Origin of the sequence: Streptomyces sp. WAC 01529 (genome assembly GCF_003945545.1) — a bacterium.
Classification (GTDB): domain Bacteria; phylum Actinomycetota; class Actinomycetes; order Streptomycetales; family Streptomycetaceae; genus Streptomyces; species Streptomyces anatolicus.
Genome location: NZ_CP029617.1, coordinates 1612261 through 1638413, shown reverse-complemented (window position 1 = coordinate 1638413; position 26153 = coordinate 1612261). Strand labels below are relative to the sequence as shown.

Annotated in this window: 23 protein-coding genes; 14 read left to right on the top strand and 9 right to left on the bottom strand. The window is 72.6% G+C overall.

Going from position 1 to position 26153, the window contains the following annotated elements; translation table 11 throughout:
• Positions 1–59 precede the first annotated feature (59 nt).
• Both DMA15_RS07375 and DMA15_RS07370 read right to left on the bottom strand, forming a co-directional pair.
• Positions 60–434: a hypothetical protein gene (locus DMA15_RS07375; protein ID WP_125511852.1), complete on the bottom strand. Its 375-nt coding sequence runs from the start codon at positions 432–434 to the stop codon at positions 60–62.
• A 119-nt stretch (positions 435–553) separates the two neighbouring features.
• On the bottom strand, positions 554–1333 hold the full coding sequence (locus tag DMA15_RS07370) for a hypothetical protein (protein ID WP_125511851.1): 780 nt from the start codon (positions 1331–1333) through the stop codon (positions 554–556).
• 534 nt (positions 1334–1867) lie between these two features.
• Here DMA15_RS07370 and DMA15_RS07365 point away from each other — a divergent pair.
• A complete protein-coding gene (locus DMA15_RS07365; RefSeq protein ID WP_125511850.1) occupies positions 1868–2512 on the top strand; it encodes a transglycosylase family protein in 645 nt (214 codons plus the stop codon).
• A gap of 177 nt (positions 2513–2689) precedes the next feature.
• A complete protein-coding gene (locus DMA15_RS07360) occupies positions 2690–3232 on the top strand; it encodes a transglycosylase family protein (protein WP_346428905.1) in 543 nt (180 codons plus the stop codon).
• Here the strand turns inward: DMA15_RS07360 and DMA15_RS07355 are convergent.
• The 3 genes from DMA15_RS07355 to DMA15_RS07345 are packed head-to-tail and all read right to left on the bottom strand — an operon-like array spanning position 3213 to position 7174.
• On the bottom strand, positions 3213–3908 hold the full coding sequence (locus tag DMA15_RS07355; RefSeq protein WP_125511848.1) for an ATP-binding cassette domain-containing protein: 696 nt from the start codon (positions 3906–3908) through the stop codon (positions 3213–3215). The two genes, DMA15_RS07360 and DMA15_RS07355, sit on opposite strands and share 20 nt — an antisense overlap.
• A 28-nt stretch (positions 3909–3936) precedes the next feature.
• Positions 3937–6621 (bottom strand): ATP-binding cassette domain-containing protein, encoded by a 2685-nt coding sequence (locus tag DMA15_RS07350; RefSeq protein WP_125511847.1) that lies wholly within the window; start codon positions 6619–6621, stop codon positions 3937–3939.
• A gap of 4 nt (positions 6622–6625) precedes the next feature.
• A complete protein-coding gene (locus DMA15_RS07345; protein ID WP_125517386.1) occupies positions 6626–7174 on the bottom strand; it encodes a hypothetical protein in 549 nt (182 codons plus the stop codon).
• Between the two features lie 165 nt (positions 7175–7339).
• Here DMA15_RS07345 and DMA15_RS07340 point away from each other — a divergent pair, with 165 nt between their 5' ends.
• From DMA15_RS07340 to DMA15_RS07320, 5 genes are all read left to right on the top strand, one after another.
• Positions 7340–7897 (top strand): hypothetical protein, encoded by a 558-nt coding sequence (locus tag DMA15_RS07340; protein ID WP_240659702.1) that lies wholly within the window; start codon positions 7340–7342, stop codon positions 7895–7897.
• Positions 7872–9197 (top strand): ABC transporter substrate-binding protein, encoded by a 1326-nt coding sequence (locus tag DMA15_RS07335; RefSeq protein ID WP_125511846.1) that lies wholly within the window; start codon positions 7872–7874, stop codon positions 9195–9197. The genes DMA15_RS07340 and DMA15_RS07335 overlap by 26 nt, the downstream gene beginning before the upstream one ends.
• 163 nt (positions 9198–9360) lie before the next feature.
• Positions 9361–10623 (top strand): glycosyltransferase family 4 protein, encoded by a 1263-nt coding sequence (locus DMA15_RS07330; protein WP_125511845.1) that lies wholly within the window; start codon positions 9361–9363, stop codon positions 10621–10623.
• Positions 10620–11522 (top strand): FixH family protein, encoded by a 903-nt coding sequence (locus DMA15_RS07325; protein ID WP_240659701.1) that lies wholly within the window; start codon positions 10620–10622, stop codon positions 11520–11522. The genes DMA15_RS07330 and DMA15_RS07325 overlap by 4 nt, the downstream gene beginning before the upstream one ends.
• 52 nt (positions 11523–11574) lie before the next feature.
• Positions 11575–12585, top strand: a complete 1011-nt coding sequence (locus tag DMA15_RS07320; RefSeq protein WP_125511844.1) for a YafY family protein — start codon at positions 11575–11577, stop codon at positions 12583–12585.
• Here DMA15_RS07320 and ctaD read toward each other — a convergent pair.
• A complete protein-coding gene (gene ctaD, locus DMA15_RS07315) occupies positions 12494–14224 on the bottom strand; it encodes a cytochrome c oxidase subunit I (RefSeq protein ID WP_125511843.1) in 1731 nt (576 codons plus the stop codon). The two genes, DMA15_RS07320 and ctaD, sit on opposite strands and share 92 nt — an antisense overlap.
• 460 nt (positions 14225–14684) lie before the next feature.
• Between ctaD and DMA15_RS07310 the strand changes: the two genes are divergently transcribed.
• On the top strand, positions 14685–14900 hold the full coding sequence (locus tag DMA15_RS07310) for an I78 family peptidase inhibitor (RefSeq protein WP_125511842.1): 216 nt from the start codon (positions 14685–14687) through the stop codon (positions 14898–14900).
• Positions 14901–15010: 110 nt separating this feature from the next.
• On the opposite strand, the gene DMA15_RS07305 is transcribed toward DMA15_RS07310, so the two are convergent.
• Together DMA15_RS07305 and DMA15_RS07300 are read right to left on the bottom strand one after the other, a co-directional pair.
• Positions 15011–16039, bottom strand: coding sequence for a phosphatase PAP2 family protein (locus DMA15_RS07305; RefSeq protein WP_125511841.1), 1029 nt, complete (start codon positions 16037–16039; stop codon positions 15011–15013).
• A gap of 247 nt (positions 16040–16286) precedes the next feature.
• On the bottom strand, positions 16287–17453 hold the full coding sequence (locus DMA15_RS07300) for a glycosyltransferase family 39 protein (protein ID WP_240659700.1): 1167 nt from the start codon (positions 17451–17453) through the stop codon (positions 16287–16289).
• A gap of 252 nt (positions 17454–17705) precedes the next feature.
• Between DMA15_RS07300 and DMA15_RS07295 the strand changes: the two genes are divergently transcribed.
• Together DMA15_RS07295 and DMA15_RS07290 are read left to right on the top strand one after the other, a co-directional pair.
• Positions 17706–19331, top strand: coding sequence for an MFS transporter (locus DMA15_RS07295; protein WP_125511840.1), 1626 nt, complete (start codon positions 17706–17708; stop codon positions 19329–19331).
• A 127-nt stretch (positions 19332–19458) separates the two neighbouring features.
• Positions 19459–20655, top strand: coding sequence for an acyl-CoA dehydrogenase family protein (locus DMA15_RS07290; protein WP_125511839.1), 1197 nt, complete (start codon positions 19459–19461; stop codon positions 20653–20655).
• Between the two features lie 65 nt (positions 20656–20720).
• Here the strand turns inward: DMA15_RS07290 and DMA15_RS07285 are convergent, their stop codons facing one another.
• Positions 20721–21170: a cell division protein SepF gene (locus DMA15_RS07285; protein ID WP_125511838.1), complete on the bottom strand. Its 450-nt coding sequence runs from the start codon at positions 21168–21170 to the stop codon at positions 20721–20723.
• A gap of 291 nt (positions 21171–21461) precedes the next feature.
• Between DMA15_RS07285 and DMA15_RS07280 the strand changes: the two genes are divergently transcribed.
• From DMA15_RS07280 to DMA15_RS07265, 4 genes are all read left to right on the top strand, one after another.
• The gene (locus DMA15_RS07280; protein ID WP_206302677.1) at positions 21462–22736 is read left to right on the top strand and encodes a DUF5685 family protein; all 1275 of its coding nucleotides are present in this window, start codon (positions 21462–21464) and stop codon (positions 22734–22736) included.
• A gap of 403 nt (positions 22737–23139) precedes the next feature.
• Positions 23140–24003 (top strand): LLM class flavin-dependent oxidoreductase, encoded by an 864-nt coding sequence (locus tag DMA15_RS07275; protein WP_125511836.1) that lies wholly within the window; start codon positions 23140–23142, stop codon positions 24001–24003.
• 5 nt (positions 24004–24008) lie between these two features.
• Positions 24009–24905 carry a DUF1684 domain-containing protein gene (locus tag DMA15_RS07270; protein WP_125511835.1) on the top strand — a complete coding sequence of 299 codons (897 nt, stop codon included), beginning with the start codon at positions 24009–24011 and terminating at the stop codon, positions 24903–24905.
• A 201-nt stretch (positions 24906–25106) separates the two neighbouring features.
• Positions 25107–26012: a S1 family peptidase gene (locus tag DMA15_RS07265; RefSeq protein WP_125511834.1), complete on the top strand. Its 906-nt coding sequence runs from the start codon at positions 25107–25109 to the stop codon at positions 26010–26012.
• The last annotated feature ends 141 nt before the right edge of the window (positions 26013–26153 follow it).

Sequence of the window (26153 nt, the reverse complement as noted above, 5' to 3'; positions counted from 1 at the left end):
GAATGCCCGGCCCCCGGTTTCGGGGGCCGGGCATTTTCACTGCTCGGTGCCGGCCCGGCTCACAGTCCGCGGCGGGGGGCCGGTGGCAGGGCCGCGGGGACGTGGTGCTGGCCCGTGGCGTAGTGGTCGTGCTGGCCGTAGCGGCCCCCGTGGAACTGGCCGAAGGAGTTCTGCCGCGGGTCGGGACGGGAGTCGTACCGTCCGTCGCCGCGGTGCTGCATGCCGTACGGCCCGGTGCCGAAGGCGGTGAACCCCAGATTCTCCTCGCCGGTGCGGTCGCCCGGCAGGGCCCGGAAGGCCCTGCGGTACTCCGAGTACAGCGTGTCGTAGATCGGTGTGGCCGAGCGCTCGCCCGTGGTGTCCGGCGCGGTGCGCATGGACGGGATCGGGGTCTGGTAGGTCGGCCGGTGGCGGGAGGGGTCGTATGTGTGCACGTCAGTGCCAACGAAACCGCCGCCCGACGGATGCGGGGGCCGCGCCGCTTTCCGGCTCCGGCAGGAGCGTGACCGGCGCGTTTCGCGGTCGGCGGGCGGCCCCGGGGCACCCGGTCGGGTCAGGTACCGGCGAGCGGCAGCGTGCACGCGACGAGCTGTCCGCGGGCCGCCGTCTTGTCCAGGGCGTCGCGCAGCAGGTCCTCGCGCGGCTGGCGGCCGATGGCGCCCGCGGGCGCGGCGAAGAGCACCACGCTCTGCGTCTTGTTCGCCGCGGCCCGCCAGGCGTCGGTGACCTGGAGCGGCTGGTGGGCCTGCCACCAGGCGACGGGGGAGCCGCCGGCCGTGCCGGGCTGGAGGATGGCGTGCAGCTGGCCCATGGCGAGCAGCACCGACCAGCCGTGCAGCACGGGCGGGGCGCCGTCGAGGGAGGGCGTCGGCATGAAGCCCTGCTCGATCAGGAGCGGCAGGAACTCGTCGCCTCCGCCGGGTGCCGCGCCCGGCCGGGCGATGGGGCCGGTGGGCTCGACGACGAGCGCGGGGCGCAGCTCGCCCTCGATCAGGACCAGGCCGCTGGTCACGCCGAGGACGGCCTGACCGGCGGTGTCGGCGGCGCCTTCGGCCTCGTCGCCGGTGATGGACCGCACGGCGCCCTGGAGCTGCTCCTCGGAGACCGTGACGATCTGGGAGGGCAGGCAGGTGGCGTGGGCGAAGGCGAGTACGGCGGTCTCGTCGCCGATGAACAGGACCGTGCTGGTGCGCTCCTGCTCGGAGTCGCCCGGCGTACGGCACGACGTGCAGTCGTAGCTGCCCGGGGTGTTCTCTCCGGCGAGCAGCCGGTCGGCTTCTTCGTCGCCGATCTCGGCGCGAACGTCGTCGCTGACGTCGAGCATGCGCGGCACGGGTGGCTCCTCGGGATCGTCACGTGGGGTGCTTGGGGAGGGTGTGGCGAGCCGTTCGGTGCCCGGCTCATAAGAAGACAACGGTGGATCAGTGGCGCAAGTCACGGATGAAGGCGAACGGAATCGAACCATCCGCAGCGGAGGGTGAGCCGGGCGCCGGAATCTGTCACTCCGCGCCAACAGGCGGGCGTCACAGGCGCGTTGGTGCGGTGAGGTGAGTCACAGATCACCGGTCTCGGTGGTTGATAAATACGGATATCAGCGAATGAAGTGGGTGGCCGAAACTCGCCGATACTCGCGGTAACGCGCAACTGGCCTGGAATGACAAGGAGTCGGTTGATACCGGGGCGAGCGGGCTCCTAGATTCCACCGCCGTGTGCAGCGAGCACCGCTCGGGTACGTCCGCCGGTCGCACAGCCAGCTTCGACCGAGCACAGCACCGACACCGGCGGGCGGGCCGGACGGAACCCAGGCGCCGGACGCGTGAGGGGGCCGTACGGCCGGGGGAGCCCGGGTCCTTCGAGAGGGAAATCCATGACCGCACGTTCCCAGCGCATTCGCACGACGGCAGTGATCGGAGGGGCCGCGCTCTTCGCCCCGCTGGGGCTGCTCGCCGCGACCGGCGAGGCCGCCGCGGCCGACGGCGGAGTGTGGGACCGCATCGCACGGTGCGAGAGCGGCGGCAACTGGCAGATCAACACGGGCAACGGCTACTACGGAGGGCTGCAGTTCTCCGCGAGCACCTGGCGCGCCTTCGGCGGAGGGGCCTACGCGGCCACCGCCGACAAGGCGTCCAAGGCGCAGCAGATCGCCGTCGCCACCAAGGTGCAGCGCGCCCAGGGATGGGGCGCGTGGCCCACCTGCTCGGCCCGGGCCGGGGCGTACGGCAGCGCGCCGTCCGCGGCGGCGCCGGTGCCCAAGTCCGCGCCCAAGTCCGCGCCCAAGGTGGTGAAGCCCGCGCCGAAGGCCGGCGAGGGGCAGCGCGACAGTGGGGCCGGGCGTGCCGCCCGAGGGGCCTCGCGGGGTGCCTCCGGGGACTACACCGTCCAGTCGGGTGACACCCTCAGCGCCATCGCGGCCCGGCACGGAAGCAGCTGGCAGCGGGTGTACGGGGCCAACCGGGCGGTCATCGGCGGTGATCCGCACGTGATCGTGCCGGGGCAGCGGCTCAAGATCTGAGCCGCTGAGCCTCCGTCCGGGTGGGGCGGCCCGCCACGGCGGCGCGGCACGCCCCTGGCCTGGAGCGGAGCTGCCTAGCGTGAGCCGATGCAGCTGACTGAGTCGAGGCATCCGCTCACGCGGTCGAGGCATCCACGCACGCATCCGAGGCGATCGGCCAGGGCCTTGGCGGTGGTCGTGGGCGCGGTTCTGGCCGCGGTGGCGCTGCCACCGGCCGCCGCGTCCGCGATCCCGCCACCGCGGCCGGGCTCCCCCTTCGAGGAGTACGGCTGTTCCCTCGAAAAGGGGCCGTGGCACTGTCTCGCCCAGTGCGAGAGCAACGGCCGCTGGGACACGAACACGGGCAACGGCTTCTACGGAGGGCTGCAGTTCTGGCAGCCGACCTGGGAGGAGCACGGCGGGCTCGCGTACGCGCCGCGCGCCGACCTCGCCACCAAGGAAGAGCAGATCAAGGTCGCCGAGAAGGTGCGGCGCACCCAGGGGTGGAAGGCCTGGCCCGCCTGCTCCAAGAAGGTGCGGATCGAGCGGTTCGACCGGGTCGACCGGATCGACGGTCGCGTGCATGTGGTCGTGCGCGGGGAGACGCTGAGTTCGATCGCCCGGCGGTACCAGGTCGTGGGGGGCTGGAAGGCGCTCTACACGGCCAACCGGGGTGTCATCGGGAGCAGCCCCGACCGGCTCGCCGTCGGGGTGAAGCTCGTCATTCCCGGGCGGCGCTGACCTCTGTCGCCTCGCCGCTGAAGGCCACTGTGCCCCGGCGCAGTTCATGCACCACCACTGCCGTCCGGCTCGCGCGTTCGCGCAAGGCGGGCGGCAGTCGCTGTTCGGCGACGACGACGCAGGCGCCCTGGTGTGCGGCCAGATCGCTCAGGTGCGCGTAGGTGCGGGCCGCTATGGGCGGGGACATGCCCTGGGTCGGCTCGTCCACGAGGATCACGGCGGCCTGTGCGGGCGGGGACCGCGAGAGCAGGGCTCGGGAGAGGGCGAGCATGCGTTGTTCGCCGCCGGAGAGGGTGCCCGCGCGGCGGGGCAGCAGGGGCCGCAGTTCGGGGTAGGCAGTCAGGGCGCGGCCGAAGTCGCCCTCGGGGTGGGAGAGTTCCAGGTTCTCCGCGACGGTGAGGGAGGAGAACACGGCCTGCCGGTCCGGTACGAAGCACAGGCCCCGGGCCGCTCGTTCGTGCGCGGGGCGCCGGGTGATGTCCCGCCCGTCGAGGAGCACGGCCCCCGCGGAGAGGGGGAGCGTGCCGGCGAGGGCGCGCAGGGCCGTGGTGCGGCCGGAGCCGTTGCGGCCGAGGAGGACGGTGAGGGTGGCGGCGGGGGCGGCCAGGGTGATGCCGTGCAGGGCTTCGAGGGGGCCGTAGTGCGCGCGGGCGTCGCGCAGTTCGATGCCTTTCACCGTGCGGTGCCCTTCCTCGTGCGGCCTTTCACCGTGCGGTGCCCAGTACGTGGTCCGCCGGGCCCGACGCGGTGACGCGGCCCGCTGTCATCACGTGCACGGTGTCGGCGAGGCCCGCGACCAGGTCGAGGTCGTGCTCGACGACGAGCAGCGCCATGCCGTCGGCCGCGAGGGCGCGCAGCAGGGTGGCCAGGGCGCTCACTTCGCCCGCGTCCAGGCCCGCGGCCGGCTCGTCCAGGAGGAGGGTGTGGGGGGTGCCGGCGAGGGCTCTGGCCAGTTCGGTGCGGCGGAGGGTGCCGGTGGGGAGGCCGTCGGCGGGGTGGGCGCGGAGGGCCGTGAGGTCCAGGAGGCGCAGGGCGTGCGCGGCCGCCCGGGCGGTCCGTGCGGGGGTCTGGTCCTCGCCGATCAGCACGTTCTCCGCGATCGTCAGCGACGGGAAGACGGCCAGTTGCTGGAAGGTGCGGGCCATGCCGAGGCGGGTGCGGGCGTGGGCCGGGAGCCGGGTGATGTCGCGGGCGCCGAGGGTGATCCGTCCCGTGTCGGGGCGCAGGGTGCCGACGAGGCAGTGGAAGAGGGAACTCTTGCCGGCGCCGTTGGGGCCTACGACCGCGGTGATGTGTCCGCGGGGGACGGTGAGGCTCACGTCCTTGAGGGCGGTGAACCCGTTGTAGGTGAGGGTGAGGTGGTGGGCGGTCAGGGGGGCGTGTTCGCGGGGTGGTTGGGGGTGCGGTGAGGGGTGGTTTCTTCGTGGTGGGGGTGGTGCGGGGTGTTTTGTTCCTGGCGAGGGTTGTGCGGGGTGTTTTGTCCCTGGTGAAGGTGGTGCGGGGTAAACGGGTGGGTGGGTGGGAAAGGCCTTTCCGGGGACGCGGAGGGCCTCGCGAACTGAGGCGCCCCGAGCCGTGAGGCGCAGGCGGGGCCCGCGCCGACTCCGGCGCACAAGGGAGCGGAGGGCCACCCAAGGCCCGCAGGACACGCGGCCGATCAGCACCGCGAGGACACCGATCACCGCCGCCGCCATCCCGCCCCGCGCCCCCGCGTCCAGGCCGACGAGCAGCGCCGCCGCCACCACCGCCCCCAGCACGCTGTCCGCCCCGAGGACCAGCACCGCCGCGAACCAGAGGAGCCCGCGCACGGGGTCGTACGCCCCGGCGTCGAACGCCCGCTGCCCCATCGCCAGCATGCCGCCGCCAAGCCCGGCCAGCGCCGCCCCGGTGACGAACGCCGTGAGCTTCAGGGCCCGTACCGGCACCCCCGCGGCCGCCGCCCCCGCCTCGTGGTCCCGCATCGCCGCCAGTGCCCGGCCCGTGCGGCCCCGGCGCAACGCGGTGACCAGGAGCAGCGCCCCGGCGAGAAGCACCAGCTCCAGGACGTAGTACGCGCGGTCCCCACCGAAGCCCGCGGGACGGTCGAGGGACAGCCCCGACGTGGCGTACGGCTGGGTGAAGACGAAGCGGCTGACGCCGACGCCGACCGCGAACGTCGCGAGGGCCAGCGCGAGACCGTGGCGGCTGATCGCGGGCCAGCCGGTGAGCAGGCCGAGCGGCGCGACGAGCAGGACCGCGACGGCCAGCGCCGCCAGGTGCGGGAGTTCGGGCAGGCCGGGGAAGCGGCCGGCCGCCAGGAGCGCGGTGAAGAGGGCGCCCAGACCCGCGTACGCCGCCTGGCCGAGGGAGATCTGGCCGCCGCGGCCGGTGACGATCACGAGGGAGAGAAGGATGACGGCCAGCGCCGGGACCTGGACCGAGGTCGTCAGATCCGTGCCCGCGAAGCCGAGCGGGAGGAGGAAGAGGACCGCCGCCACCGTCCAGGCGCCCGGCGGCGTCGGCACGCGGCTCCTCGCCGTGCGCGGCAGGGCGTCCCGGGAGCCGATGCCCGGCAGGGCCAGCGCCGCGACGAGGAGGGCGATCACGAAGAGGTTGGCCCCGGCGGTCTGGAGGAGCTGCTCCCGCCAGCCCGCGGGGTGCAGGCGCGTCAGCTGGCTCTGGGCCACCCCCAGACCGAGCGCCACGGCGACGGCGACGGGCAGGCTGCGCATCCCGGCCGCCACGGCGACCGCCACCACCTCCATCACCAGCAAGGGCATGCCGTATGGGTCGAGTCGTACGAAAGGGGCGAGGAGTACGCCGGTGAGCCCGGCCGTGAAGGAGCCGAAGGCCCAGCCGACCGCGGCGACCCGGTCCGCGTCGACGCCGGAGAGCACGGCGAGCCCGCGGTTGTCGACGACCGCCCGCAGTTCGCCGCCGAAGCGGGTCCAGCGGGTGATCGCCCCGACGGCCGCGGCGAGGGCGACGGCCGCGCCGAGGGGGACCCAGGGGTCGGCGGACCCGAGCGCGGGCGCGTCGGCGCGGGCGCCCGGCCCCCACACGAGGGCCGCCCCGCCGACGAGGAGCACGAAGACGCCGATCGAGGCGACCAGGGTCTGCGCGGGGTCGCCGCCGAGGACGGCCAGCGGGCGGAAGACCGCGCGGTCCAGGAGCAGACCGATGCCGGGCGCCACGACGAGCAGCGTGAGGGCGGCGGCCAGCGGGAGCGGCCAGTGCCATTCCACTGTCAGGTGGCGCAGGACGTACGCGCAGATCATGGCGATGGCGCCGTGCGCGAAGTTGAGGACGCCGGTCGCGCGGTAGGTGACGATCAGGCCGATGCCGGTGAGCGCGGCGGCGCCGCCGACCGAGAGCCCGGCCAGTGTGAGGTCGTAGCTCAGGGAGGCCACCGGGTCATCGCCCCGGCGTGGGCTCGGAGGCGGTCGGCGGGTCGTCGGGCGGCTCGGGGCGGGCCTTCGGGGGCTGCGGCGCGCAGATAGGGCAGGGGGTGAGGGCGCCCCGCGCCAGGGTCGTGGCGTCGGCGGGGGCCGCCTCAGCTTTGCCCGCGACCAGGGGGCAGTCGGCGCGGTGCCGCAGGGTGCCGCCGGGGACCGTGCGGAGTTCGTCGCTCGTCGCCATCGGGGTCCGGTCCCGCTCGGGGGCGGTGGCGGGCTCCGCCGCGACCAGGAGGTCGTACAGCTCCTCGACGCGCGCCGCCGCCAGGGCGCTCCTGCCGTGCGTGAGCAGTACCGCGCCCGCGATGATCAGGGCCGCGCCCGGGACCGTGCAGGAGGCGAGGTAGGGCAGTTGCCGCTCGGCGAAGCGCTCCCCGGAGACGCCGTACCAGCCGATCACGCAGAGCACCGCGCCGCCCGCAAGCGCCGCGAGGGCGGCCCACAGGACGGGGTGCGCGGGGCGTGACCGGGCCGGGTTGGCTGTCCGAGCTGTCTGAGCCGCCCGCATCGAGGCCCCCTGGGACACGTCGTCGGTCACGTCGGTCACATCGGTCATGGCAGTCTCGTTGGAGGTCTGTCCATGTCGGCCGATCGCTTGCACTATGCCCTCTGGAAGCCGACCCTGAAAGCTCCGAGGCCCGCGGGCCCGGACCGACACCCGGTGGTGAGCCAGATGATGCGGGCAAGAGTGCGCGGCGCGGTGCTGGCGGCCGCCGCGGTCATGCTGATCGGTCCGGCCGCCGTGGCCTGCGGCGACGACAGCGGGGGCGGGGACAGCGGCACGCCGCCCGAGCCGACCGTGGAGCAGTCCTCCAAGCCCGCCGAGCCCTCCGAATCCGCCGAGTCCACCGAGGAAGACGCCTCCGCGCCCGCCGACCCGGCGGCCGCCGAGAAGGAGGTCCGGGAGAACTGGGAGAAGTTCTTCGACCCCAAGGTCTCCTTGAAGGACAAGGAAGCCGTCCTGGAGAACGGGCCCAAGATGCGCGCCGTCCTTGAGAGCTTCAGCGGCGACGAGCGCGGCAAGCAGGTCGCCGCCGAGGTCGGCGAGGTCGACTTCACCGCGGCCGACGAGGCCGACGTCACGTACGCGCTGACCCTGAAGGGCGCCACCGCGCTGCCCGACGCCGCCGGGACGGCCGTCAACGAGGACGACACCTGGAAGGTGTCGGTCAAGACCCTCTGCGCGCTGGTGAAGCTGAGCGGGAATGCGTCGCCCGGTCCGGGCTGCTGAGGTTCTGCTCACCGCCGCGCTCCTGCTGGCGGGCGCGGCGAGCGCGGCCTGCGGGAGCCGGCTGCCCGAGAGCGACTTCGAGCGGCGCGGCACGGCCCCCGCCCCGGCAGGCGGGGCGCCGGTCAGGGTCGGCATCATCACCAGCGCCACCAGCCCGGTCGGCGGCGCCGCGTTCACCGGGCCGCGCGACGGCGCCAAGGCCTACTTCGACCGGCTGAACGCGCGCGGCGGCATCCAGGGCCGCCGGGTGGAGGTGCGCACCTGCGACGACGGCGGCAGCGGGGTGGGCAACAACGACTGCGTGCGCGAACTCGTCGACGAGGACAAGGTCGTCGCGCTCGTGGCCACCGCCTCCCTGGAGTACGCGGGCGCCTCCCGGGTCTCCCGCGCGGGCGTGCCCGACATCGGCGGACAGCCGATCGGGCCCGCGTACGACACCTATCCGCATCTGTACGGGATCTACGGCAGCCTCGCCCCGCGGAACGGGAAGCCGGGCTGGGACGGCAGGCTCTACGGCGGCACCGAGGTCTACCGCTACTTCAAGCGGGAGCAGGGGGCACGGACCGCGGCCGTCGTCTCCTACAACCAGGCCGCGTCCGCCGCGTACGCCCGTCTGGTCACCCGGGGCCTGAAGGCGGAGGGCTACAAGGTGGTCACCGAACAGGTCGACTTCGCGCTGCCCAACTTCCGCGCCGCCGCCGCCGACCTGAAGGAGCAGGGCGCCGACCTCGTCTTCGACGCGATGGACACGCACGGCAACGCCCAGCTGTGCGAGGCGATGGACGACGTCGGCGCGAAGGTCACCGCCAAGGTCACCAACGTGCAGAACTGGACCTCGACCGTCGGCGAGGACTACAAGGACGCGCCGCGCTGCCGCAACGCCCTGTGGGCCACCGGATCGAGCAGGAACTATGAGGACACCGCGCACCCGGCCGTACGCGAGTTCCGCGCCGCCATGAAGGACGGCGGAGAGAAGGGGCTCTCGCAGTGGCAGCTGGAGGGGTGGGCCGCCGCCATGTGGTTCACCGACGCGGCGACCTCGTGCCTGGCCGGGGGCGGTGCGGAGGCGGGCGGGGACGTCACGCGCGCGTGCGTGGACGGATACATGAACCGGAATGAGCCGTACTCCGCGCGCGGACTGCTGCTCCCCGTCACCTTCGAGGAACGGGCCGAGCCGCCGGGGAGCCGCAGGACGTGTGTGTCGGTGGCACGTTGGCGGGACGGGAGAGGCTGGGTCACCCAGGGAGGGGACATGAACGACAACTGCTTCGACGTGCCCCAGCTCGCCTACCAGCCGTGATACGCGAGACCTCGGGAGAGTTCCCGTCCTTGGCCTCCGGTCACGTATCTGTCCAAAAAAAGGATGGCTATGACACCCAACCTTTGGCCAGGAATACCCGTCTAACCCTGCGGTAGGCGGACGAGGGGGACTGTCCGCATGGAAACGCGGGATACGGGGACGCATGCACATCTCTTTCCTGATACACAACGCGTACGGGATCGGAGGCACGATCCGGACGACGTACAACCTGGCGAACACACTGGCCCAGCAGCACGACGTCGAGATCGTCTCCGTCTTCCGCCATCGCGACGAGCCGGTGTTCGCGCCTGACCCGCGCGTCCGCCTGAGCCACCTCGTGGACACGCGCAAGGACAGCCCGGGCTACGAGGGCGAGGCCCCCGAGCATCTGCGGCCCGCCCGGACGTTCCCCAGCGCCGAGGGCCGCTACGCCCAGTACAGCGCCCTCACCGACCGGCGCATCGCCGCCCACCTCGCGGCGCTGGACGCGGACGTCGTCGTCGGCACCCGCCCCGGGCTCAATGTGCACATCGCACGCCAGACCGCGCGCGGCCCCCTGCGCGTCGGCCAGGAACACCTGACGCTGGACAGCCACTCCAAGGAACTCCGCCGCCAGCTCCGCAGCGTCTACCCCCGCCTCGACGTCCTGACCACGACGACCGAGGCCGACGCCCGCGCCTACAGCCGCAAGATGCGGCTGCCCGGCGTCCATGTGCAGGCCCTGCCGAACCCCGTCCCCGCCCCCGGCATAGAGCCCGCCGACGGCTCCCACAAGTGGGTCGTCGCCGCCGGGCGCCTCGCCCCCGTGAAGCGGTACGACCTGCTGATCAGGGCCTTCGACAAGGTCCGGCGCGAGCGCCCCGACTGGCGGCTGCGGATCTACGGCAGCGGCAGGCAGAAGGAGAAGCTGCGCGCCCTGATCGACGAACTCGGTCTCTACAACCACGTCTTCCTCATGGGCGCCGCCCACCCCATCGAGCCCGAGTGGGCCAAGGGCTCGATCGCCGCCGTCACCTCCAGCCTGGAGTCCTTCGGCATGACCATCGTCGAGGCGATGCGCTGCGGGCTGCCCGTCGTCGCCACCGACTGCCCGCACGGCCCGGGCGAGATCATCGCCAACGGCGTCGACGGGCGTCTCGTCGAGGTCGGCAACCCCGACGCCATCGCGAGCGGTCTGCTCGAACTGATCAACGACGACTCGCTCCGGCACCGGATGGCGGACGCCGCGCTCCAGGACTCCGAGCGCTTCGACCCGGTCCGGATAGCCGAGCGGTACGACGCGATGTTCACCGGAATGATCACCCAGGGCAGCTCGCTCGGGGGCCGGCTCCGCGGCTCCCTGCACCGCACGCGCGGCGCGCTGCTCGGGGGCGCGTACGCGGTGCGGGACCTCGGGCGCGTACAGACGAAGGGATCGACCGCATGACGCCCCTGGCCACCTCGCGGGCCGCCTCGCACGCCGGGGACGACAGTAAGGCCGCCACGGCACCGCGCGCCGACTGCGTCGCCGACTCCGCGGGAGGCCTCACCTTCGACGTGACGGACCCCGGCGGGGCCGGGGCGAAGGACACGGTCCATCTGCTGCTGCGCCGCCGGGACGCCGACTCCGCCGAGGACTACGTCCGGCTGCCGCTCTCCCCGTCGGCCGACGGGCGGCTGCGGGCCGCGCTGCCCAGCAGCGTCGAACTCGCCGAGGGCCGCTGGAACGCCTACGCCCAGGTCGCGGGCGGTGAGCCGCGCCGTCTGATGCCGGGCGTGAACGACCTGCGCTCGCTGGTGGACCGCGCGCCGAGCGGCAGCCGCGGCCATGTCGCGGTGCGCATCCCGTACGCGACCAAGCAGGGCAACCTCTCGGTGCGCAGCTGGCTGCGGGCGCCGCACGCCGAGGCGGGCGAACTCGGGCTCGCGGGCGCGGCGCTGACCGTGCACGGCCGGCTCTACGGCACCGCGCTGACCGAGGCCGCGTACGCCGAGGCCGTCCGGCGCGCCGAACCCGGCCTCGTCCGCCGGGCCGAAGTCACCGCCGAGGGGCCGGAGTTCACCTTCGGCCTCGACCAGGGCCCGCTCGCCGACAGCGGTCCCGGGCCCTGGGACCTGTGGCTGCTCCCGGCGGGCGAGAGCGGGCCGCGGGTACGCGTCGCCCGCCTGCTCGACGACGTCGCGGACAAGAAGACGATCTTCACGTACCCGGTGGTGCGCCGCGAGACCCCGCACGGGGCGGTCGAGGTCGGCCCGTACTACACGAACGACAACGACCTCGCCGTCCGCGTCCGGAGGGCAGGGGCCGGGACGGAGACCAGTACGGAGGGGTCCACGGAGAGCTGACATCGTGCATCGCGGACCGTGGCTGTCCTGAACCCGGGGCACAATCGCGTTCATGTTGGAGACCTCGGCACGACTGCTCCGCCTGCTCTCCCTGCTGCAGGCCCACCGCGACTGGTCCGGCGCGGACCTCGCCGATCGGCTCGGCGTCACCCCGCGCACGGTCCGCCGTGACGTGGACCGGCTGCGCGAACTCGGCTACCCCGTCAACGCCAGCCCCGGCACCGGCGGCGGCTACCAGCTCGGCGCGGGGGCCGAGCTGCCGCCGCTGCTCCTGGACGACGACGAGGCGGTCGCGGTCGCGGTCGGCCTGCGCACCGCCGCCGGACAGGGCATCGAGGGCATCGGCGAGACCTCGGTGCGCGCCCTCACCAAGCTGGAACAGGTGCTGCCCAGTCGGCTGCGCCACCGCGTCGGCGCCCTCAACGCCTTCACCGTGCCGATGCTGCGCACCCCGCAGCCGCAAGGCGTGGACCCCGCGGTCCTGACCGAACTCGCGGGCGTGTGCCGGGACGCCGAGCGGCTGCGCTTTGACTACCGCGACCACGGGGGCGGCGCGAGCCGCCGGGTCGTCGAGCCGCACCGGCTCGTGTGCACCGAGCGCCGCTGGTACCTCGTGGGGTGGGACCTGGAGCGCGAGGACTGGCGTACGTTCCGCGTGGACCGCGTCACGCCGAGGCCGCCGCACGGGCCGCGCTTCGCGCCGCGCACGCCGCCGGCCGGCGATCTGGCCTCGTACGTGTCGCAGGGCGTCTCCACGCGCGCGTACGCCGCACAGGCCGTGGTCCGCCTCCTCGTGCCGCTGGAGGAGGCCGCCCAGCGGATCACCCCGAGCGACGGCACCCTGGAGGCCGAGACCGAGCGGAGCTGTCTGCTGCGCACGGGGGCGGCGAGCCTGGACGTGATGGTGTTCCACGTGATGTTCATGGGCTTCGAGTTCGAGGTGGTGGAGCCCGCCGCGCTCGCCGACCGGATCAGGGCGTCCCGGGACCTCCTGAGCCGGGCCCTGGACCGGGGTGTTCGGTCTGCGGATCCTCGGGAGGCCGGTCCGTCCTCCACTCCGTGAACGCCGCGTACTCGGGGTGGTGCAGGTCGAAGGCCGGGGACTCGGAGCGGATCCGGGGCAGCGTGCGGAAGTTGTGGCGCGGCGGCGGGCAGGACGTCGCCCACTCCAGGGAGCGGCCGAACCCCCAGGGGTCGTCGGTCTCGACCTTCTCGCCGTACCTGGCGGTCTTCCAGACGTTGTAGAGGAACGGCAGGGTGGACAGGCCGAGCAGGAACGCCCCGATGGTCGAGACGGTGTTGAGGACCGTGAAGCCGTCCGCCGCCAGATAGTCGGCGTAGCGGCGCGGCATGCCCTCGGCGCCCAGCCAGTGCTGGACGAGGAAGGTGGTGTGGAAGCCGACGAAGAGCGTCCAGAACTGGATCTTGCCCAGGCGTTCGTCGAGCATCTTGCCCGTCAGCTTCGGCCACCAGAAGAAGAAGCCGCCGAACGTCGCGAAGACGACCGTGCCGAACACGACGTAGTGGAAGTGCGCGACGACGAAGTACGAGTCGGTGACGTGGAAGTCGAGCGGCGGCGAGGCGAGGATGACGCCCGTGAGGCCGCCGAACAGGAAGCTCACCAGGAACCCGACCGCCCACAGCATCGGTGTCTCGAAGGAGAGCGAGCCCCGGAGCATCGTGCCCGTCCAGTTGAAGAACTTCACGCCCGTCGGGACCGCGATGAGGAACGACACGAACGAGAAGAAGGGCAGCAGCACCGCGCCCGTCGCGAACATGTGGTGCGCCCACACGACCACGGAGAGCCCCGTGATGGCCATCGTCGCGCCGACCAGCGGCAGATAGCCGAACATCGGTTTGCGGCTGAAGACCGGGATGATCTCCGTGATGATGCCGAAGAACGGCAGCGCGATGATGTAGACCTCGGGGTGCCCGAAGAACCAGAAGAGGTGCTGCCACAGCAGCGCGCCCCCGTTCTCCGAGGCGAAGACGAGCGAGTGGAAGCGCCGGTCCGCCTCCAGGACGAGCAGCGCGGCGGCGAGCACGGGGAAGGCGATCAGCACCAGGATCGAGGTGAACAGCACGTTCCAGGTGAAGATGGGCATCCGGAACATCGTCATCCCGGGTGCGCGCATCCCGATGATCGTCGTCAGGAAGTTCACCGCGCCGAGGATCGTGCCGAAGCCGGAGAGCGCGAGCCCCATGATCCACAGGTCGGCGCCGATGCCCGGCGACCGCTCCATGCTGTTGAGCGGGGCGTACGCGAACCAGCCGAAGGCCGCGGGACCGCTCGGCACGAGCAGCGAGCCGAGCACCATCAGGCCGCCGAAGAGGAAGAGCCAGTACGAGAGCATGTTCAGCCGGGGGAAGGCGACGTCCGGCGAGCCGATCTGCAGCGGCATGATCTCGTTGGCGAACCCCGCGAACGTCGGGGTCGCGAAGAGCAGCAGCATGATCGTGCCGTGCATGGTGAAGGCCTGGTTGAACTCCTCGTTGGTCATCAGCTGGAGTCCCGGGCGGGCCAGTTCGGCTCGCATCATCAGGGCCATCAGACCGGCGGCGAGGAAGAAGACGAACGACGTGATGAGGTAGAGGTGGCCGATCTTCTTGTGGTCGGTGGTGGTCAGCCACTCCACCACCACCCGGCCTCGCCGCCGCTCCGGCCCCGGCCGCCGAACCGCCCGTACCGTCTCGGTCCCCATCTCCCGCCCCTTCGCCATCGCGTCCCGGGCCTGCCCGCGCCCGCTCGAAGCCGCTCGAAGCTCACGCCATGATGCGCGCGCCGGTGCCGACTCCGACAGGGGGCGTACGCCGCTTCCGGGCGGGCGGCGCACGCGGCGCCGACCCGGAACCATGAATTCCCTATGCGCCGTCACCTCCGGTGGAGGGGACCGGGATTCCGAAATGCGGAGGGTTCGTAAAGGGCCTTCGGCGTTATTCGGGGAGGGTAATTCGGGCAGCCGTGCCCACGGCTTGCGCGCGTTGCGAAGCCGCTCGTGAATTACACCGTTCCCCGTGCGGAACCGCCCGTACGTGTGACGGAGTTCGGCCGAAACGCGCGTCGTGATCCTGTGACAGAAGCGTGACCGGAGAGGGACCCGTGACGCTTGGTGTGCGGTCCCGGCCTTCCGTGGCGGACCCGCGCCGCCTAACGTGGCGGCCATGGCACCTATCCCGACCCCACCCGCAGAGCCCCAGGACAGCCCGGACCGTTACGTGGGCCTGGCGGCCGACGCCGCCGAGCAGCAGGCGCGCGAGCGCGGCTGGTCCACCGTCAGGTCGCTGCCGCCGGGGACGATGATCACCATGGAGTACCTCGCGGGGCGGCTCAACTTCGAGGTCAAGGAGGGCGTCGTGACGCGCTCCTGGAAGGGCTGAGCGGCCGCTCGCGGCGACGGCGTACGGCGAAGGCCCCGGCTCCTCGACGGAACCGGGGCCTTCGCGGTGCGGGGGACGGGCTGTGCGTACCGGCGCCCCCGCCGTCGGGGTCAGCCGCCCGCCACCGGGCGGGCGGACGTGGTGCCGCGCGAGACGCGGTCGGGGTGCGGCGGGCGGCGGCTGCCCGCCGGGGTGACCGGCGTGCGCTCGGAGCGGGCCGTGTGCGGGCCCGGCGCGAGATAGGCCGGAGGGCGTCCGGCGCGGGCGGCGCCGACCGTCTCGCGGGCCGGTGCGCTCTCCTCGGCGGCGGGGCGCTGCGGCACGATCGCGGGGACGCCCACCGGGGCCGCGACGGGCCCGGGCAGGGCCGCGGCGCCCGCGCGACGGGCGCGCCAGGAGTCGCGCAGGCCGAGGACGCCCGCCTCGATCCGGGAGATCAGCGGCTCGAACCAGGGCAGCGCGAGCAGGATGAGCAGCCCCGCGGCCCAGCCGAGGAAGACGTCGCTCAGCCAGTGCGTACCGAGGTAGACGGTGGTGAGGCCGACGCTGAGGGAGACCACGGCCGACAGGGCCGACAGATAGCGGCGGGTGCGTGGCGTGGAGGCCATGTAGGCGAGGATTCCCCAGGTCACGACGGCGTTGGCGGTGTGGCCGGAGGGGAATATATCGCCGCCGAGCCACATCTCGTTCGAGCCGATCGCGGTGGCGTAGTGCGGACCGAGGCGGCCCATGCCGATCTTGGCGGCGCCGACCGTCGCGTTGAGCAGGAGCAGGGCGGCGCCGAACATCAGCAGCGGGCGCAGCGTGTGCTGCCGCCAGGAGCGCCAGCCGAGCCAGGCCGCGACCATGACGGCGGTCGGGCCGCGCTGGCCGAGGACGACCCAGTAGTCCAGGAAGGCGTGGATCTCCGGCCACTGCTGGTAGGGCCGGAAGAACATGACCTGCCAGTCGAACCGCACCAGCCACGAGGTGGTCAGCACGGCGACGACGATGGCGAGGTAGAACGCCAGGGTCGAGCCGAAGAGCACGACCCGGTGCCGGCTCATCCTCGGGACATCGAGGTGGGCCGGTCGTTCCGGCTCACGGTCCAGCCGGGCGAAGACCCGGTCAAGACGGGTGAGGTTTCGTTCGGTACGCACCCAATCGACGTTACAGCGAGTGAGTCTGGCACTAGGCCGAATCAGTGGCTTTGTGATGACGATGTGATGTGGGATTGATCTCAGGACGGTGTTTATTCCTGGGATTCCCTATTCGGTCACAGCCGCCCTGCTCAATTCATTGATCGTTTCCCGCGCCATTTCATGACGCTTATGAATTCGTTCACCGGGACCTGGCGCGGAATTCTCCGTACGGTCACCGCGGCGCCCGGAAATGATCATGACGGGATCACGGCGGGCCCGAGCCGTGCAGCCAGAACGCCCCGTAGACCGCGCCCACCACGGCCACACCCCCGAGGACCAGCGCCGACCTGGACGTACGCAGCCGGGCGAGCGCCACCGCCAGGGGCAGCAGGAGCGGGAAGGCGGGCATGAGGAGGCGCGGCTTCGAGCCGAAGTAGCCCGCCGCGCACAGCGCCAGCGCGACGACGATCCCGGTGTAGACGAGCAGCGGCAGCGGCTGCCCCTGCCGTACGCCGACGACGTACAGCCGGACCACGAGCGCCACCCCGACGACGAGACCGATGCCCGCGAGGGCGCCGGGGACGGAGGTGAACTTCTCCCCGATGAAACGCGCGAAGGCGTAACCGAAGTCGAAGCCGTTGCCCCAGCCCGCCTGGACGTCGAGATAGCCGAAGAGGCCGCCGCCCGTGCGGTGACCCACCCACAGCACATAACCCGCGGCGCCCAGCGGGGCCAGGGCCACCCCGAGGAGCATGCGCCGGTCCGCCCGCCCCTCCCGGTGCACCCGACCCTCCCGGTACACCTGGACCGCCGCCGCCACCCAGACCGCGGCGACCACCGCCGCGCCCACGGGCCGGGTCAGTCCCGCGCACGAGGCGAGCACGCCCGCCAGGACCCACCGCTCTCTGAGCACCGCGTACAGCGACCAGGCGGCCACCGCGGTGAACAGGGACTCGCTGTACGCCATCGACTGCACGATGCCGACCGGCAGCACCGCCCAGAGCGCGACCGCGCAGACCCCCGCCCGGCGCCCGTACAGATGGTCGGCGACCGCGAAGATCCCCGCCGCGGCGAAGAGCGACGCGAGCCAGCTCACCACCAGGCCCGCGTCGGCGTACGACAAGGGACTGACCGCCGAGACGAGCCGCTCCAGCCAGGGCAGGAGCGGGAAGAACGCGAGGTTGGAATGGACGCTGCCGTCCGGCAGCCGCACCTGCCAGCCGTAGCCGTGCTCTGCGACGCGGGTGTACCAGAGCGAGTCCCAGCGCGCGGCCAGCAGTGTGTGCGGGCTCTTGCCGGCCGCCGCGCCCCACACCGCGAGCACCGCGAGGCCCAGCGCGCGCACCCCCGCGTACACGAGGAGGGCGGGCGCGGCACGGCGCAGCGCGTGGCCCGCCGGGGCGGGTGAGAGGGGTGGGGCAAGAGTGGTCACAAGCTCGATTATCGGCCGCGGCCGGAACCGGACGCCCGCCCGGGGCGTGCTCCGGGTACGGGGAGCGTGGTGTACGCCACACGGCATCCGTACAACCATGAGAGGTCCGCCACGCGCCCCAGGAGCGAACTCGCGTACTCTGACGGCTCACTCGCCTTTGTCTGCGCCGCCGGACGCCACTGTCTGCGCCGCCGGAGCGGGAGTCCCCGTCCCGCAGGCCGCCGATGCGAGGGATCACTGGGAGGTACGCACATGTCCGGGACGACCACGGCCGCAGCACCGCAGGGCCGTCGGGGATCCGGGGCCGGTGCCGGGGCCAACCGCTGGCTCGTGCTCGTCGTCCTCTGCGTCAGCCTGCTGCTGGTCGCCGTCGACGCCACCGTTCTGCACGTCGCCGTGCCCGCGGTCACCGAGGACCTGAAGCCCGGCGCGATCGAACTGCTGTGGATCGTCGACATCTATCCACTGGTCTGCGCCTCGCTCCTCATCCTGTTCGGCACGCTCGGCGACCGCGTCGGCCGCAGACGGGTCCTGCTTCTCGGATACGCGCTCTTCGGCGTGGCCTCCGCGATCGCGGCCCTCGCCGACAACGCCCAGATCCTCATCGCCGCCCGGGCGCTGCTCGGCGTCGGCGGCGCGATGATCATGCCCGCGACCCTCTCGATCCTGCGCCAGGTCTTCCCCGACCGGCGCGAGCGGGCCGTCGCCATCGGCGTCTGGAGCGCGGTGGCGGCGGTCGGCGCGGCCGTCGGGCCGCTGCTCGGCGGCTTCCTCCTCGAACACTTCTGGTGGGGCTCGGTCTTCCTCATCAACATCCCGCTGATGCTGGTCAGCCTGCCGATCGGACGCTGGCTGCTGCCCGAGTCCACCGGGGGCCCGCACGGGCCGTGGGACGTGGTCGGCGCGCTGATGGCCGCGGGCGGGCTCTTCGGGCTCGTGCTCGGCGTGAAGCGGCTCGGCGGCGGGGAGTCGCCGCTCGACGCCACCACCCTGGCCGCCCTCGCCGTGGGCGCCGCCCTGCTCGTCGGCTTCGTCCGCAGGCAGCGGCGGCGCAAGCACCCGCTGGTCGATCTGTCGATGTTCGCGCGGCCCGCGTTCAGCACGTCGGTGGGGTGCATCGTGCTCGCCATGCTCGCGCTCGTGGGGCTCGAACTGATCGCCGCGCAGTACTTGCAGCTGGTGCTCGGTCTCTCCCCGCTGGAGACCGGGCTGCGGCTGCTCCCGCTCACCATCGCTGCGATGGCCGCGGGGCTCGCCGGATCGAAGATGCTGCACCGCTTCGGGCCGCGCAGGATGGTCTGCGCCGGGTTCTGCCTCACCGCGTTCGCGGTCGTGGTGCTCACCGGCATGGGCGGCCACGCCAACGACGGCCTGCTGCTCACCGGCTTCGTCCTGCTCGGCTTCGGCCTGGAGACCACGCTCTTCGGCGCGTACGAATCGATGCTGAGCGAGGCGCCCCCGTCCGAGGCGGGCGGGGCCGCGGCCATCGGCGAGACCTCCTACCAGCTGGGCGCGGGCATCGGCATCGCGCTGCTCGGCACGGTCATGAACGCGGCGTACGCGCCGGGGCTCTCCTCGGTGCGGGGGGTTCCCGCGGCGGACAGCGAGGCGGCCAGTCACTCGCTGGGGGAGGCGTACGAGGTCGCCGCGCGGCTCGGCGGTGAGGCGGGGGCCGCCCTGCGGGCCGCGGCGCGGGACTCCTTCGTCCACGGGCTGCATGTGACTCTGCTGGTCAGCGCGGGCCTGCTGCTGCTCGGAGCGCTCGCGGCGTTGCGGCTGCCGCGGGGCATGGAGTGCGGGGCGCCCGAGGCACGGGCCGAGCGGGGCATTCCGGCGCCCCGTGACCCCGCGGGGGTCGGGGCCGACTCCCGCCGCTGAGTCCTGGTGGCCTTCGGCCGGGGATTCAGCGCGCCTCAGGGCCCTGGACGTGCGGGACACTGCGTCGTAACGTCAGCGCGAGCCGTAGCTAACTACCAGTGCTAGTTTTGTGCCGCCGGAGGCCCGCATGTCCCCAAGCGCCCGCACCCCTCTGCCGCCCCTCGACCCCGCCGACCTCCTCGGCATCGACGACCTCCTCGACCCGGAGGACCTGGCGATCCGCGACACCGTGCGCGGCTGGGCCACCGACCGGGTGCTGCCGCACATCGCCGACTGGTACGAGAAGGGCGAACTGCCCGGCATCCACGAGCTGGCCCGCGAACTGGGCTCCCTCGGGGCGCTCGGCATGTCCCTGGAGGGCTACGGCTGCGCGGGCGCGAGCGCCGTCCAGTACGGGCTGGCCTGTCTGGAGCTGGAGGCCGCCGACTCCGGTATCCGCTCGCTCGTCTCCGTGCAGGGCTCCCTCGCGATGTACGCCATCCACCGCTTCGGCTCCGAGGAGCAGAAGCAGCGGTGGCTGCCCGGGATGGCGGCGGGCGAGATCATCGGCTGCTTCGGTCTGACCGAGCCCGACCACGGCTCCGACCCGGCGTCCATGCGGACGTACGCGAGGAAGGACGGCGCCGACTGGCTGCTCAGCGGGCGCAAGATGTGGATCACCAACGGTTCGGTGGCCGGGGTCGCCGTCGTCTGGGCGCAGACCGGGGAGGGGATCAGGGGGTTCGTCGTGCAGACCGACAGCCCCGGCTTCTCGGCGCCCGAGATCAGGCACAAGTGGTCGCTGCGGGCGAGCGTCACCAGTGAGCTGGTGATGGACGAGGTGCGGCTGCCCGCCGACGCGGTCCTGCCGGAGGTCGTCGGCCTCAAGGGCCCGCTCAGCTGTCTGTCCCACGCGCGCTACGGCATCGTCTGGGGTGCGATGGGCGCCGCCCGCTCGTCGTTCGAGGCGGCGGTGGAGTACGCGAAGACCCGCGAGCAGTTCGGCCGGCCCATCGGCGGCTTCCAGCTCACCCAGGCCAAGCTCGCCGACATGGCGGTCGAGCTGCACAAGGGCATCCTGCTCGCCCACCATCTCGGGCGGCGCCTGGACGCGGGCAGGCTCCGTCCCGAGCAGGTCAGTTTCGGCAAGCTCAACAACGTACGAGAGGCGATCGAGATCTGCCGCACGTCCAGGACGATCCTGGGCGCCAACGGGATCTCGCTCGAATACCCCGTCATGCGGCACGCGACGAACCTGGAGTCGGTGCTCACCTACGAGGGCACCGTCGAGATGCATCAGCTGGTGCTGGGCAAGGCGCTCACCGGTCTCGACGCCTTCCGGTGACCGTGACGATCAGGGTGAGGGTGAGATGACGGTGACCCGGCTGGGCCCCGGTGAGCGTCCTTGCCCTAGCTCTGGTTGAAGAACCCGTCCGAGGGACGGCCCGCGGCCTCCCCGCTGACGATGTGCGTGTCGGCGGGGGTCAGCAGGAAGACCCGCGTCGCCACGCGCTCGATCGAACCGCGCAGACCGAAGGTGAGACCGGCCGCGAAGTCGACCACGCGCTTGGCGTCGGTGGGCTCCATGGCCGTGAGGTTCATGATGACCGGCACACCGTCCCGGAACAGCTCGCCGATGTGGCGCGCGTCCCGGAAGCTGTCCGGGGTCACGGTTCCGATCCGGCGCTCCTGGTCCTCGGCCGCCTCGGGAGCCACCCGTGCGCGCGGGTCGGTGACCCAGGCCTCCGGCCGGGCGGGTCCCTCGTCCCGGTCGTCCTCGTAGCCGTCGTCGTAGTAACGCTCGTCGTTGTTGTCGTCGACGAGGCCAAGCCAAGCGCTTGCCTTGCGCACCGATCCCATGGACGCCTCCTCTCACAGCGGTTTCCCTGCATCCGCATCCCTATGCTCGTCCATGATGCGGATGGTGCGCCAAGTGGATAGTCGCCGCGCGGGGTTTTCGTGACGGTACTGGTGCAGAGTCAACACGCCGACGCACGCCCTACTTCAAGGGTCGCACTGTGTACGGTTGCTGACGGAGAGTGAAATGTGATGATTCGCGGCGTACGGGTGACGGCGGGTACGTACGGGTGAACGGGTCTGGCTACGATGCCGGGGTTGAGCAGTTTCCGGCCACTCGGGGGAGCCGTCGTCTTGTTCGGAATCGTCAGGCCCTGCGCCCATCGCCTCGGTGACGGGCTCAAGACGCAGTGGATGGCGCACCTGTGCGGGCTCTGCCTCGCACTGCGCGGCGATCACGGGCAGTTCGCCCGCGTCGTCACCAACTACGACGGGCTCATCATCTCGGTTCTGACGGAGGCTCAGGCCGAGCGGTCGACCGGGTGGCGGCGCACCGCGGGGCCCTGCCCCCTGCGCGGGATGCGGACGGCCTCCGTCGCGCGGGGCGAGGGCGCGCGGCTCGCCGCGGCCGTCTCGCTGGTGCTCGCCTCGGCGAAGGTCCGCGACCACGTCGTCGACGGGGACGGCCTGCTGGCGCGCCGCCCGGTGGCTCTCGCCGCGCGGCGCGTGGCCAGGAGCTGGGACAGGGCGGGCGCGCGGACCGGCTCCGATGTGGGGTTCGACACGGCGGTCCTGCTCGACGCCGTCGAACGGCAGGCGGGCATCGAGGCCTTGGCGGGCCCCGGCACCTCGCTGCTCACGGTCACCGAGCCGACCGAGACGGCGACCGCGGCGGCCTTCGCGCACACCGCGGTGCTCGCCGGGCGGCCCGGCAACGTGGAGCCGCTCACCGAGGCCGGACGGCTCTTCGGCCGCCTCGCGCATCTGCTCGACGCCGTGGAGGACAGGGAAGCTGACGCCGCGTCGGGTGCGTGGAACCCGCTCACCGCGACCGGCACCTCCCTCGCGGAGGCGCGCCGCCTCGCCGACGACGCGCTGCACGGCATACGTTTCGCACTGCGGGACGCCGAATTCACCGACGGCAAGCTCGCGCACGTCCTGCTCGCGCATGAGCTGCGCCGCTCTGTCGATCGCGCGTTCGGGACCGAGGCGTGCGGTCACGCCCGCGAGGTGACAGCTCATCAGGCGGGGGCGGGGTCCTTCGGGCCCCCGCAGCAGGGTGGCCCCTACGGAAACCATGGGAGCGGGCCGTACGGCTCGCAGAATCCCTATGGGGGTGGCGATCCGTACGGGGGTGGTGTGCCGGGTGGTCCGGGCGGGCCCGGTGGGTTCGGGGGTGGGCCCGCGTTCGAGCCGCAGCCGCCGAAGCCCGGCAAGCGCGGCTTCTGGGCGGGGTGTGCCGTCGCCATCGGGCTGTGCTGCACCTGCAAGATGTGCTGTGCCGATGAGTACGAAGGACCATGGTCCCGCAAGAAGCGCGAGGGCTGCTGCAACAACTGCGACTGCGACGGCGGCTGCTGCAGCAGCTGCGAGTGCTGCTCCTGTTGCTCCTGCTGCGACTGCGGGTAAGAGGGGACGTACGAGGAGAGGTGTCGCGCCGCTCACGGCGGGCGGAGCCGTGAGGCGGCTGTCCAGGATGTGAGCGCCGCGTCTCACGGCAGTTGACGCGGATACGGATGCCTGTTCCACTTGGCCCATGCATCCGCAGCGGTGGCTGGTCACGCGCTCCCACATCGACCTCGGTCGAGTGTGGTCGGCGTCTTGTTGATTCCCTGAGCCCCGACGCCCTGCGCTTCACGCACCCGCTCGCCCTTCATGCCCTGCCGAGGGGCTGGTCCGTGTCCGGGTGAAGGCACCACCCGTGTTCGATCCCCCGCATCCACGGAGCCTTCCGCATGTCTTCCCATGCCTCTTCGCCCACCATTGCCGGAGTCCTCAACCGGCCCGCCCCGGAGAAAGGCGCCCACGCCCGATGACCGCATCCGCCGGGCGCGGCCCGCTCCATCTCGCCGCCGCCCTCGACGGGCCCGGCGCCCACGAGGCCGTCCCCTACGCCGAGTTGGCCCAGCTTGCCGAGCTGGCCGAGGGCGGGGCGCTGGACTTCGTGACGCTCGGGGGCTCCTTCGCGCGGCCCCGGCCCGGGCCCGACGCGCTCGCCATGGCCGCGAGGATCGCGCCCCGCACCCGCCGCGTCGGGCTCGTCCCGGCGGCCCCGGCGGTCCCGGTCGGTCTTGACCAGGTCAGCCGCGGCCGGGCCGGCTGGCTCCTCGACGCGTCGGCGGCCGATGCCGGGACCCGGCTCTTCGGGCGGCGCCGCGTCGCGCCCCGCGAGGAACCGCCCCAGGGCCACCCCGTGCGGGTCGTCGACGCCACCGACGCGCCCGCCCGTGAGACAGCCGCCCGGCATGCGGACGTCGCCCTGGTGCGGGCCGCCTCCGCCCACCAGGCCGACGCCGCACGGGCCGAACTGCGATGTCGGGCAGGCGAGTTAGGGCGCGACCCGGACACGCTGCGGGTCTTCGCCGCGCTCGTCGTCGACCTCGGGGGTGGCGAGTGCGCCGCGGCGCCGGGCCACGGGGGAGGGCCGCTGCCCACCGCCGACGGGCCCGCGTACCGGGGCGGGCCCGTCGATCTGGCCGAGCTGATCGCCGACTGGCACCGCGCGGGCGCCGTGGACGGCTTCCATCTGACGCCCGTCGAGCCGCGCCGCGACCTGGAGCGGCTCGTCAACGGAACCGTCGCGCTCCTCCAGCACCGCGGTCTTTTCCGCACCTTCTATCCGGGCAGCACGCTCCGGGACCACCTCGGGTTGCGCGTGCCCGTATGGAAGGGTTGATCACCATGAGCACCGAGAACGCCCGGAACACCCAGAACACCGCGAGCGCCCGGAACACCCGGAACACCCGGAACACCCGGAACACCCAGAGTGCCGCGCATGCCGGGAACGCCGCCGGCGCAGACCCCGTACGCGACTGGCGGAACTGGCGCGAACAGCGCACCGAGACGGTCTCCGCCCCCTACGGGCCGCTCTCCCTCACCGGCACGCACTGGCTCGCGGATCATCCGGATGGTTCAATTCCGGACATCCCTGGGCGGTGGACCGGGGCTCCTGACGCCGTCGTCCTGACCGCCCGCCCCGAGGACGGTCTGACCGTCGACGGAGAGCCCCTGGCCGGCGAGGTCCGGCTGGGCGCCGACAGTGGTCCGGTCGCCGCCGCCCGCGTCGCGCACGGGGAGCGCAGGCTCGTGGTCATCCACCGCGAAGGCCTCTGGGCGGTACGCGACTTCGACCCGGACGCCGCCACGCGCCGCGCCTTCAAGGGCATCGACGCCACCGCGTACGACGAGCGCTGGGCGGTGCCGGGACGCTTCACGCCCTACGGGGAGAGCCGCTCGGTGAAGGTCGGCAACGCGGACGGCAAGGAGCGCGACCTCGGTCTCGGCGGAGAGCTGTCCTTCCGCCTCGGGGGCGTCGAGCACACCCTCCAGGTCAGCGTCGAGGCGGACGGCTCGCTCTGGGCCGTCTTCGCGGACGCCACCAGCGGAACCTCCAGCTACCGCTTCCGCTTCCTGCGTCCCGCCGCGCCCGACGCCGAAGGGCGCACCACGGTCGACTTCAACCGTGCGCTGCTGCCCCCGTGCGCCTTCGCCGACCACTTCATCTGCCCCTTCCCGCCGCCCGGCAACACCCTGGTCACCGAGGTCGCGGCGGGGGAGCGGCACCTCATCGACCACTGATCCGGCGCCGGGGAGAAGGAGAAACGACGACCGGTCGTCGGCCGAAAGGCGCCCTTGTGCGGCCGGTCCTCACCCCCCAATACTCCCGAGCAGCGCTTGTCAGGGGCACGGCATATCCGGAATCCGGGCCTGCTCTTTGGCTGCGCCTCACGGGTCCTCAACCCACAAGGACCCACTGACTTCCCTCGGGAGGGAACACACGTGAGGATCAAGCGCACCATCCCCCACACCGGCATGGCGAGACACACCCGTCTGCTCGCGATAGCCACCGGGCTCGTCGCCGCCGGAGCGCTCGCCGTGCCCGCGGCCAGCGCACACGACGGCGTGACCACCTTCAGCGCGTCCCAGCTGGAACAGGCCAGCGACGCCGTGCTCGACGCCGATGTCGCGGGCACCGCCTGGGGCATCGACCCGAAGACCAAGCGGGTCGTCGTCACCGCGGACAGCACGGTCTCCAAGGCCGAGATCGCCGAGCTGAAGGCGGCCGCCGGGTCCAACGCCGACGCCCTGAAGATCGAGCGCACCCCCGGCAAGTTCCAGAAGTACATCTCCGGCGGCGACCCCATCTACGCGAGCAGCTGGCGCTGTTCGCTCGGCTTCAACGTGCGCAACAGCGCGGGCGCCTACTACTTCCTGACCGCCGGGCACTGCACCGACGGCGCGACGACCTGGTGGGCCAACTCGGCGAAGACCACCGTCCTCGGCACCACGTCGGGCTCCAGCTTCCCGACCAACGACTACGGGATCGTGCGTTACACCAACGACTCGATCACCAAGTCCGGCACCGTGGGCAGCCAGGACATCACCCGCGCCGCCGACCCCACCGTCGGACAGAGCGTCACCCGGCGCGGCTCCACCACCGGCACGCACAGCGGCCGGGTCACCGCGCTGAACCAGACCGTCAACTACGGCGGCGGCGACGTCGTCTACGGCATGATCAAGACGACGGTCTGCGCCGAGCCCGGCGACAGCGGCGGCCCGCTGTACTCCGGCACCACCGCGCTCGGTCTGACCTCCGGCGGCAGCGGCAACTGCTCGTCCGGCGGCACCACGTTCTTCCAGCCGGTCACCGAGGCGCTGCGCGCGTACGGCGTCAGCGTCTACTGAGACCGCGTACGCGGGTGATCCCGTGATCCCGTGATCGACGGCATGATGAGCCCCCGCCCGGCTTCCGGGCGGGGGCTCGCCCTCTTGCGGCGGGGGAGCTACCTTCGAAGTGCACGCCCAACACGCCCACTTCGGACCCTG